General features: G+C 70.7%; 6 protein-coding genes. 2 read left to right on the plus strand and 4 right to left on the minus strand.

Annotated features, from left to right (window positions below; all coding sequences use genetic code 11):
* The first annotated feature begins 9 nt into the window (after window positions 1-9).
* A complete protein-coding gene (locus DBP14_RS13505) occupies window positions 10-2,790 on the plus strand; it encodes a fumarate reductase/succinate dehydrogenase flavoprotein subunit (RefSeq protein ID WP_277752700.1) in 2,781 nt (926 codons plus the stop codon).
* A gap of 123 nt (window positions 2,791-2,913) precedes the next feature.
* Here the strand turns inward: DBP14_RS13505 and recQ are convergent, their stop codons facing one another.
* The gene (recQ, locus tag DBP14_RS13510) at window positions 2,914-4,896 is read right to left on the minus strand and encodes a DNA helicase RecQ (RefSeq protein ID WP_129307469.1); all 1,983 of its coding nucleotides are present in this window, start codon (window positions 4,894-4,896) and stop codon (window positions 2,914-2,916) included.
* Between the two features lie 299 nt (window positions 4,897-5,195).
* Between recQ and DBP14_RS13515 the strand changes: the two genes are divergently transcribed.
* Window positions 5,196-5,750, plus strand: coding sequence for a hypothetical protein (locus DBP14_RS13515; RefSeq protein ID WP_129307470.1), 555 nt, complete (start codon window positions 5,196-5,198; stop codon window positions 5,748-5,750).
* Window positions 5,751-5,830: 80 nt separating this feature from the next.
* Here the strand turns inward: DBP14_RS13515 and nuoN are convergent, their stop codons facing one another.
* Genes nuoN through nuoL form a run of 3 tightly spaced genes read right to left on the minus strand, consistent with a single transcriptional unit; the run spans window position 5,831 to window position 11,027 of the window.
* A complete protein-coding gene (gene nuoN, locus DBP14_RS13520; RefSeq protein ID WP_129307471.1) occupies window positions 5,831-7,480 on the minus strand; it encodes an NADH-quinone oxidoreductase subunit NuoN in 1,650 nt (549 codons plus the stop codon).
* On the minus strand, window positions 7,477-9,075 hold the full coding sequence (locus DBP14_RS13525) for an NADH-quinone oxidoreductase subunit M (RefSeq protein WP_129307472.1): 1,599 nt from the start codon (window positions 9,073-9,075) through the stop codon (window positions 7,477-7,479). The genes nuoN and DBP14_RS13525 overlap by 4 nt, the downstream gene beginning before the upstream one ends.
* Before the next feature lie 5 nt (window positions 9,076-9,080).
* Window positions 9,081-11,027, minus strand: coding sequence for an NADH-quinone oxidoreductase subunit L (gene nuoL, locus DBP14_RS13530; protein WP_129307473.1), 1,947 nt, complete (start codon window positions 11,025-11,027; stop codon window positions 9,081-9,083).
* Between the last annotated feature and the right edge of the window lie 7 nt (window positions 11,028-11,034).

Below are 11,034 nucleotides of genomic sequence, written 5' to 3' on the forward strand. Positions count from 1 at the left end.
GGCACCCTGGTGGCCACCCACGCGAACGCCCCCGCGCGAACCCCCCTGGAGATTCCCGCCGTCAGCGACGCCGACGAGCTGGTCTGCGACGTCCTCGTCATCGGCGGCGGAACCGCCGGCACCATGGCGGCCCTCACCGCCGCCGAGCGGGGTGCGGACGTCCTCCTCCTGGAGAAGGCCCACATCCGCCACTCCGGGGCGCTCGCCATGGGCATGGACGGCGTCAACAACGCGGTCGTCCCCGGCCGCGCCGACCCCGACGACTACGTCGCCGAGATCACCCGCGCCAACGACGGGATCGTCGACCAGTCCACCGTCCGCCAGACGGCCACCCGCGGGTTCGCGATGGTCCAGCGACTGGAGTCGTACGGGGTCAAGTTCGAGAAGGACGAGCATGGCGCGTACGCGGTCCGCCAGGTGCATCGCTCCGGCTCGTACGTACTGCCGATGCCGGAAGGCAAGGATGTCAAGAAGGTCCTGTACCGGCAGTTGCGGCGTCGTGAGATGCGGGCGCGGATTCGTCTGGAGAACCGGGTGATGCCGGTGCGCGTGCTGACGTCGCCGGACGACGGGCGGGCTGTCGGCGCCGTCGGGTTCCACACCCGCACCGGTGCCTTCGTCACCGTCCGCGCGGGGGCGGTCGTCCTCGCCACCGGCGCCTGCGGCCGCCTCGGACTGCCCGCCTCCGGCTACCTCTACGGCACCTACGAGAACCCCACCAACGCCGGCGACGGATACGCCATGGCCTACCACGCCGGCGCCGAACTGACCGGTATCGAGTGCTTCCAGATCAACCCGCTGATCAAGGACTACAACGGGCCCGCCTGCGCCTACGTCGCGAACCCCTTCGGCGGCTACCAGGTCAACCGGCACGGCGAGCGCTTCGTCGACTCCGACTACTGGTCCGGACAGATGATGGCCGAGTTCGCCGCCGCGGTCGCCGGCGACCGCGGGCCGGTGTACCTCAAGCTCAGCCATCTGCCCGAGGAGTCGGTCTCCGCCCTCGAGTCGATCCTGCACTCCACCGAGCGGCCCACCCGCGGCACCTTCCACGCCGGCCGCGGGCACGACTACCGCACCCACGACATCGAGATGCACATCTCCGAGATCGGCCTGTGCGGCGGCCACTCCGCCTCCGGCGTCCGCGTCGACGCACACGCCCGTACGACGGTCCCCCGCCTCTACGCCGCCGGGGACCTCGCCTGCGTCCCGCACAACTACATGATCGGCGCCTTCGTCTTCGGTGACCTCGCGGGCGCCAACGCCTCCCAGTACACGGCGTACCAGGGGGAGCTTCCCGCGGACCAGGTGCGTGAGGCGCACGAGTTGATCTACCGCCCGCTGCGCCATCCTGACGGTCCGCCGCAGCCCCAGGTCGAGTACAAACTGCGCCGCTTCGTGAACGACTACGTGGCACCGCCCAAGTCCGGGGCCCGGCTCTCCCTCGCCGTGGAGGCCTTCGAACGGATGCGCGCCGACATCGCCACGATGGGTGCCCGCACCCCGCACGAGCTGATGCGCTGCGCCGAGGTCACCTTCATCCGCGACTGCGCGGACATGGCCGCGCGTGCCTCCCTGGCCCGCACGGAGTCCCGCTGGGGCCTCTACCACGACCGCGTCGACCATCCCCGGCGCGACGACGCCTCCTGGTTCCACCATCTCGACCTGCACAAGTCCCCCTCTGGTGTCATGGAGTTCACGGCCCGCCCCGTGGCTCCCTATCTGGTCCCTGTCGAAGGGTTCACGCCGGTCGGCGGCCCTTCCCGCCGGCTGGGCGAGGTCCGTCCCGAGGACGTGGCCACGGCCGGCCCGCGCGACACAGCCCCGGTCGCGGTGGGACCGACGTCCTCCCGCGCGGCAGTGCTCGCCGGCGAGGGCACCGTGAACAGTGCCTCGCCCCGGCTGCTGGAGCTGCTGGAGCTGGCCGAGCAGGAGCCGGATCTGGCTTCCCTCCGGCCCTACTTGGCCGACTCCGAGCCCGCGGTCCGTCGTACAGCCGTCTCCGTCCTCACCGAGACCGTGCCGACGGGCAGCGGTCTGGCCCTGGCGGGCGCCCTCGCCGATCCCGACGCCGAGGTCCGCGCCGCCGCCGCGGCCTCACTGCGCGAACTCGTCGAGACCCTGCCGCCCGACCCCGCCCTCGGTGACGCCCTCACCCGCGCGCTCACCGAACCCGACCCCGTGGTCCGCGCCGCCGCCGTCGACGTCCTGCGCGCCCTGCGGCTGGGTGACGCCGATGTGTTCGCCGTGCTGCTGGACGACCCCGACATCACCGTCCGCGTCGAGGCCGTACGTGCGCTCGTGTCGGTCGACGCCGTCGCACCGCTGACGGGCGCTGCGGACGATCCCTCCCGGGAGGTCCGCGTCACAGTGGCCAAGGCCCTGGCGGTGGTCGGTTCGGCGCCCGGGAGCGGGCCGGACAGGACACTGCTCAGCCGCGCCCTGGACCGGCTCACCGAGGACGCCGACCCGCTGGTGCGGGGTGCCGCGCTGGAGGCGATGGCCTCCACCGGCTGCCCGGAGCCTCTCGCCACCCGCGCCGTGGCGGCCCTGGCCGACCCGGCCTGGCAGGTGCGGTCGGGCGCCGCCACCGCCCTGTCGGCCGCGTCCCCCGAGACGGCGGTACCGGCCCTCGCCAAGGCCCTCGGCGACCCGAACGCCGATGTCCGCAAGGCGGCGGTCCTGGCCCTGACCCGGCATCGCACCACCGCCGAGGCCCGTGCGGCCCTCGCGACAGCCACCTCCGACTCGGACGCGGACGTCAGGGCGTACGCGGCACGGGGCTGGTGAGGTTCCTGCCCTGCCCATAGCCTGCCGCACCGCCCGGGCCCGGGGCCCGGCAATGCCTCGACGGCGGCTCACGCGGGTCGGCGACGGCACGGTCGGCCGGATCTGGCCGCGTCCGGATCCGGGCTATATCCAGTCGTCGGGTTCCGGCTCGTCCGCCGGCTCGGGCCAGTCGTCCGCCTCGGCCGACCGGGCCGGCTCCGGGGACGCCCCGGCTGCCGCACCGGACTCGTTCAGGGCGGCCAGCACCGCCAGCACTCCCTCGCCGTAGGTCGCGAGTTTCTTCTCGCCGACGCCACCGACCGTGCCCAGCTCCCGCACCGAAGCCGGCCACCGGGTGACGATCTCCCGCAGGGTGGCGTCGTGGAAGATGACATACGCCGGGACGCCCTGTTCGCGTGCCTGCTCGGCGCGCCAGGCGCGCAGCGCCTCGAAGGCGGGGAGCAACTCGGCGGACAGCTCGGCCGCGACGGCCCGGGCCTTGCCCGCGCCCCGCCCGGAGGAACCGGACGAGCCGCCCGACCGGGAGCCCGACGGCTTCTTGGGCTCCTTGCGCAGCAGTACCTCACGCTCGGCGCGCAGCACCGAACCGCTGGTCTCGGTGAGGACCAGCGTGCCGTAGTCACCTTCCACCGCGAGGAGCCCCTGGGCCAGGAGCTGGCGGACGGCGCCGCGCCATTCGCCCTCGCCGAGGTCGCTGCCGATGCCGAAGACGGACAGCTGGTCGTGGTCGAACTGGATCACCTTGGCGGTGCGCTTGCCGAGCAGGATGTCGACGATCTGCAGGGCTCCGAACTTCTGCCCGCGCTCCCGCTGGAGCCGGACGACCGTCGAGAGGATCTTCTGCGCGGCGACGGTGCCGTCCCAGGTCTCCGGCGGGGTGAGGCAGGTGTCGCAGTTGCCGCAGCCCGCCGGGTCCGGCTCCTGGCCGAAGTAGGCCAGCAGCTGGCCGCGGCGGCACTGGGCGGTCTCGCACAGCGCGAGCATGGCGTCCAGGTGGGCCGTGGCCCGGCGGCGGAACGCCTCGTCGCCCTCGCCGGACTGGATCAGCTTGCGCTGCTGTATGACGTCGTTCAGCCCGTACGCCATCCAGGCCGTGGAGGGCAGGCCGTCCCGGCCGGCGCGGCCCGTCTCCTGGTAGTAGCCCTCGATGGACTTGGGCAGGTCCGTGTGGGCGACGAAGCGGACGTCCGGCTTGTCGATGCCCATGCCGAAGGCGATGGTCGCCACCACGACCAGGCCGTCCTCCCGCAGGAACCGGGACTGGTGCGCGGCGCGCGTGCCGGCGTCCAGGCCCGCGTGGTACGGCACCGCCTCGATGCCGTTGGCGGTCAGGAACTCGGCGGTGCGCTCCACGGAGTTGCGGGAGAGGCAGTACACGATGCCGGCGTCGCCCGCGTGCTCCTCCCGGAGGAACGACAGCAGCTGCTTCTTGGGGTCGGCCTTGGGCACGATCCGGTACTGGATGTTGGGCCGGTCGAAGCTGGCCACGAAGTGACGGGCCGAGGGCAGGCCCAGCCGCTGGGTGATCTCCTCGTGGGTGGCTCGGGTGGCTGTCGCCGTGAGCGCGATCCGGGGGACGTCCGGCCAGCGTTCGCCGAGGAGGGACAGGGCGAGGTAGTCGGGACGGAAGTCGTGGCCCCACTGGGACACGCAGTGCGCCTCGTCGATGGCGAAGACGGAGATCTTGCCGCGCGAGAGCAGGTCGAGCGTGGCGTCCAGGCGCAGCCGCTCCGGAGCCAGGTACAGCAGGTCCAGTTCGCCTGCCAGGAACTCCGCCTCGACCATGCGCCGCTCGTCGAAGTCCTGCGTGGAGTTCATGAACCCGGCCCGCACGCCGAGCGCCCGCAGGGCGTCCACCTGGTCCTGCATCAGCGCGATCAGCGGTGAGACCACGACACCTGTGCCGGGTCTGACCAGGGCCGGGATCTGGTAGCAGAGCGACTTGCCGCCGCCGGTCGGCATGAGGACAAGGGCGTCTCCGCCCGCGACCACATGCTCGATGACGGCTTGCTGCTCGCCGCGGAAGGCCTCGTATCCGAAGACCCGGTGCAGCGTGGCCAGCGCCTCGCTCTCGGCCGCGTCCGGCAGTCCTGTCGCCCCTGGCATCTCGCTGATCCCGCCTGTCCCGCGCATCGTCCTGTCCCCCGTACGTCGTCCCTCGCGTCGTCCCTCGACCACTGCGTCCACGATAGGCGTCCGCACCGACAGCGGCGGACCACTGTCCACAGGCGACCCTCACTTGTCATATCAACCCATTGGACCCTCCCGGATAGCCGCCTCCTGCCGCCGGGGACAGGCTGCTGGAGCGGGTCGGAGCGGGGCCCGGCCGCCTTTCCCCCTGGCCCGCGCTTCTCCCCGCGTCCCCGCCCTTTTCCCGTGCCGACCGTCCCAAGGAGCCCCACCTCATGATCGCTCGCCTCGCCGCTGCCGCCCTCGCCCTGGTCTCGGCGCTCGCCGTGCCCGTCTCGGCGTCCGCGCACACCACCGCCGACGCCGGCCCGCGCGCTTCCGCCCCGTCCATGTCCGTCGACGAGCAGCTGGCCGAGGCGTACGCGGCGACGTCCCAGTACCGCTATCTGCCGCTCGCGACCGCGGACGGGTACGAGGCCCATCTGTGTCTGGCCCGCCCCCAGGGCGGCATGGGCTTCCACTACTTCAACCCGTCCCACTACGGCTCCCTCGACCCGAAGAAGCCCGGCGGGCTCCTCTACGAGCAGGGCGCCGACGGCAAGCGGCGGCTCGTCGGCGTGGAGTGGGTCGTCCCGGTCACCGGCAAGGACCAGAAGCGTCCCAGCCTCTTCGGACACGACTTCGCCGGCCCCATGCCCGGCCACTATCCCGGCATGCCGCGCCACTACGACCTGCACGTCTGGCTCTACAAGAAGAACCCGAACGGCATGTTCGACCAGTGGAACCCGGACGTGAAGTGCCCCGCCTCGACCTCGTCCTCCATGTCCTAGGGCTCTCCGGGTCCCCGCGCACGCGACGGCCCCGGTTCCTCACCGGGAGGAACCGGGGCCGTACGGCCGTACCGGCCGGGTCAGCGCACGAACACGCCCGCCTGGTTGGCCAGGTCCAGGAAGTACTGCGGCGCGACGCCGAGCACCACGGTGACGGCCACGCCCACGCCGATCGCCGCCATGGTCAGCGGCGACGGAACGGCCACGGTCGGGCCGTCGGCCTTCGGTTCGCTGAAGAACATCAGCACGATGACGCGGATGTAGAAGAACGCGGCGATCGCCGAGGAGATCACACCGATGACGACCAGCGGGACGGCACCGCCGCCCGCGGCCGCCTTGAAGACGGCGAACTTCCCGGCGAAACCGGAGGTCAGCGGAATACCGGCGAAGGCCAGCAGGAACACCGCGAACACCGCCGCGACCAGCGGGGAACGGCGGCCGAGCCCCGCCCACTTGGACAGGTGGGTCGCCTCGCCGCCAGCGTCGCGGACCAGCGTGACCACGGCGAACGCGCCGACCGTCACGAACGAGTACGCCGCCAGGTAGAACAGCACGGACGACACGCCGTCCTTCGTGGTCGCGATGACACCCGCGAGGATGAATCCCGCGTGGGCGACCGACGAGTACGCCAGCAGCCGCTTGATGTCGGTCTGCGTGATGGCGACGATCGCGCCGCCCAGCATGGTGATGATCGCCACCGCCCACATCACCGGCCGCCAGTCCCAGCGCATCCCGGGCAGGACGACGTAGAGCAGCCGCAGCAGCGCGCCGAACGCCGCGACCTTCGTCGCCGCTGCCATGAAGCCGGTCACGGGGGTCGGAGCGCCCTGGTAGACGTCGGGCGTCCACATGTGGAACGGGACCGCGGCCACCTTGAACAGCAGGCCCATCACGATCATGGCGGCGCCGATCAGCAGCAGCGCGTCGTTGCCCATGGTGTTGGCCAGCGCCGGATCGACGTTGGTGACCGTGCCGTCGACGACCTGCGCGATGCGCGCGTACGTCACCGAACCCGAGTAGCCGTACAGGAGCGCGATGCCGAAGAGGGTGAACGCCGAGGCGAACGCGCCCAGCAGGAAGTACTTGACCGCGGCCTCCTGCGACATGAGCCGCTTGCGGCGGGCCAGCGCGCACAGCAGGTACAGCGGGAGCGAGAACACCTCCAGGGCCACGAACAGTGTCAGCAGGTCGTTGGCCGAGGGGAACACCAGCATGCCGGCGACCGCGAACAGCAGCAGCGGGAACACCTCTGTCGTGGTGAACCCGGCCTTCACGGCGGCCTTCTCGCTGTCGCCGCCGGGGACGGCTGCGGCCTGTGCGGCGAAGGAGTCGACCCGGTTGCCGTGCGTCTCCGGGTCCAGGCGCCGCTCCGCGAAGGTGAACAGGGCGACGAGACCGGTCAGCAGAATCGTGCCCTGCAGGAACAGCGACGGGCCGTCGACCGCGATCGCGCCCATGGCCGCGATGTGCGCCTTCGTGGTGCCGTATCCGTCGGCGGCCAGCGCGATCACCGCCGCGAACGCCGCGCACAGGGAGACGGCGGACACGAACAGCTGGGCGTAGTAGCGGGACTTGCGCGGGACGAACGCCTCGACCAGCACGCCGACCAGCGCCGCGCCGACGACGATCAGGGTCGGCGACAACTGACCGTATTCGATCTTCGGCGCGCCGATCTTCGCGATCGGGTCGGCCGCTGTTGTCCACAGGCTGTGGACGGCAACTGCGCTCACTTGGCCGCCTCCACCGCGGGCTTGGGATCCTTCTTGTGTACGTCGGACATGGTGTGCTTGACCGCCGGGTTGACGATGTCCGTGACCGGCTTCGGGTAGACGCCCAGGAAGACCAGCAGCACGATCAGCGGGGTGACGACCACCAGCTCACGCGCGCGGAGGTCGGACATCCCCGAGACCGCCGGCTTCACCGGTCCGGTCATCGTCCGCTGGTACAGGACGAGGACGTAGAGCGCGGCGAGCACGATGGCGAAGGTGGCGATGATGCCGATGACCGGGTAACGCGTGAACGTGCCGACCAGGACGAGGAACTCACTGACGAACGGCGCCAGTCCCGGCAGCGAGAGGGTCGCCAGGCCGCCGATCAGGAAGGTGCCGGCGAGTACCGGGGCGACCTTCTGCACACCGCCGTAGTCGGCGATGAGCCGCGAGCCGCGCCGGGAGATCAGGAAGCCGACGACCAGCAGCAGCGCGGCGGTGGAGATGCCGTGGTTGACCATGTAGAGCGTGGCACCCGACTGGCCCTGGCTGGTCATCGCGAAGATGCCCATGATGATGAAGCCGAAGTGCGAGATCGACGCGTAGGCGATCAGGCGCTTGATGTCCCGCTGGCCGACGGCGAGCAGCGCGCCGTAGATGATGCTGATGACGGCCAGGACCAGGATGACGGGCGTCGCCCACTTGCTGGCCCCGGGGAACAGCTGCAGACAGAAGCGGAGCATCGCGAACGTGCCCACCTTGTCGACGACCGCGGTGATCAGGACGGCGACCGGGGCGGTGGACTCCTGCATGGCGTTGGGCAGCCAGGTGTGCAGCGGCCACAGGGGCGCCTTCACCGCGAAGGCGAAGAAGAAGCCGAGGAAAAGCCAGCGTTCGGTGCTCGTCGCCATGTGCAGCGAGCCACTCGCGCGTGCCTGCGCGATGTCCTGGAGGCTGAAGCTTCCGGCGACCACGTAGAGGCCGATCACGGCGGCCAGCATGATCAGGCCGCCGACCAGGTTGTACAGCAGGAACTTCACGGCTGCGTACGACCGCTGCGTGGCGGCCGTCTCGTCGCCCCGCGCCGCGGTAGCGGCATATCGATACGAGCCGTGGGCACGGTCGCCGAAGCCGCCGATGAGGAAGTACATCGGGATGAGCATGGCTTCGAAGAAGACGTAGAAGAGGAAGACGTCGGTGGCCTCGAAGGAGATGACCACCATCGCCTCGACGGCAAGAATGAGTGCGAAGTAGCCCTGTGTCGGCCGCCAACGCCTGTTTCCGGTCTCCTCAGGGTCAGCGTCGTGCCAGCCGGCCAGGATGATGAACGGGATCAGCAGCGCGGTCAGCGCGACCAGTACCGCCCCGATGCCGTCGACGCCCAGTTCGTAGCGCACACCGAAGTCGCTGATCCAGGCGTGCGACTCGGTGAGCTGGTAGCGGGCGCCGCCCGGGTCGAAGCGGACCAGGACGACGATCGCCAGGGCGAGCGTGGCAAGCGACACCAGCAGGGCCAGCCATTTGGCGGCGGTGCGCCGCGCGGCCGGTACGGCCGCCGTGGCGACCGCCCCGACGGCCGGGAGCGCCGCCGTCACTGTCAGCAGAGGAAAGGACATCGGTATCAGACCGCCCTCATCAGCAGGGTCGCGGCGACCAGGAGTGCCGCACCGCCGAACATCGAGACCGCGTAGGAGCGGGCGAAGCCGTTCTGGAGGCGGCGCAGCCGCCCGGACATGCCTCCGAAGCCGGCCGCCGTGCCGTTGACGACGCCGTCGACCAGGGTGTGGTCGACGTAGACCAGGGAGCGCGTCAGGTGCTCGCCGCCACGCACCAGGACGACGTGGTTGAAGTCGTCCTGGAGGAGGTCGCGCCGGGCCGCGCGGGTGAGTAGCGAGCCGCGCGGGGCGACCGCCGGGACGGGCTTGCGGCCGTACTGCGCCCAGGCGATGGCGACGCCGACGACCAGGCAGGCCATCGTGGCGCCGGTGACGACGCCGGCGCTGATCGGGGAGTCACCCTCACTGTGGCCGGTGACGGGCTCCAGCCAGTGCAGGAAGCGGTCGCCGATGCTGAAGAAGCCACCCGCGAAGACCGATCCGACGGCCAGCAGGATCATCGGGATCGTCATGACCTTCGGGGACTCGTGCGGATGCGGCTCGGCGTGCTCTCCCTGGTGTTCGGCGGCCGGCTCGGCGCTCGGCGCCTCCGGGGAGCGAGTGGGTTGGTTTTTCCAACGCTCCTCTCCGAAGAACGTCATCAGCATCACGCGCGTCATGTAGAAGGCGGTGATGGCCGCGCCCAGCAGGGCCGCGCCGCCGAGGATCCAGCCCTCGGTGCCGCCCTTCGCGAAGGCCGCCTCGATGATCTTGTCCTTGGAGAAGAAGCCCGACAGGCCGGGGAAGCCGATAATGGCGAGGTAGCCGAGGCCGAAGGTGACGAAGGTGACCGGCATGTACTTGCGCAGACCGCCGTAGCGGCGCATGTCGACCTCGTCGTTCATGCCGTGCATGACGGAACCGGCGCCGAGGAACAGGCCGGCCTTGAAGAAGCCGTGCGTCACCAGGTGCATGATCGCGAAGACGTAGCCGATGGGGCCGAGGCCCGCGGCCAGCACCATGTAGCCGATCTGCGACATGGTCGAGCCGGCCAGCGCCTTCTTGATGTCGTCCTTCGCGCAACCGACGATCGCACCGAACAGGAGCGTGACCGCGCCGACGACCGTGACGGCCAGTTGGGCGTCCGGCGCGGCGTTGAAGATGGCCCCGGAGCGGACGATCAGGTAGACGCCGGCGGTCACCATCGTCGCCGCGTGGATCAGGGCCGAGACCGGGGTCGGGCCCTCCATGGCGTCGCCGAGCCAGGACTGCAGCGGCACCTGGGCGGACTTGCCGCAGGCGGCCAGCAGCAGCATCAGCGCGATCGCGGTGAGCTTGCCCTCGGAGGCGTCACCGGCGTGGGTGAGGACCGGGCCGAAGGCGAAGCCGCCGAAGGTGGCGAACATCAGCATGATCGCGATCGACAGGCCCATGTCGCCGACGCGGTTGACGAGGAACGCCTTCTTGGCGGCGGTGGCCGCGCTGGGCTTGTGCTGCCAGAAGCCGATCAGCAGGTAGGAGGCGAGACCGACGCCCTCCCAGCCCATGTACAGCAGCAGGTAGTTGTCGGCGAGGACCAGCAGGAGCATCGCCGCGAGGAACAGGTTCAGGTAGCCGAAGAAGCGGCGGCGCCGCTCGTCGTGCGCCATGTACCCGACCGAGTAGAGGTGGATCAGTGAGCCGACGCCGGTGATCAGCAGCACGAACGTCATCGACAGCTGGTCGAGGCGGAAGGTGACGTCGGCCTGGAAGCCGGCCACCGGGACCCAGCTGAACAGGTGCTGGATCAGGGTGCGGTGGTCGGCGCCCTTGCCGAGCAGGTCGGCGAAGAGGATCAGGCCGATCACGAAGGAGGCGGCCGACAGCAGTGTGCCGATCCAGTGGCCGACGGCGTCGAGGCGCCGGCCGCCGACCAGGAGGACGGCCGCTCCGAGCAGGGGCGCCGCGATGAGCAGCGCGATCAGGTTGTCCACGATTCTT

The organism is Streptomyces sp. L2 (assembly GCF_004124325.1).
In the GTDB taxonomy this organism is placed as follows: domain Bacteria; phylum Actinomycetota; class Actinomycetes; order Streptomycetales; family Streptomycetaceae; genus Streptomyces.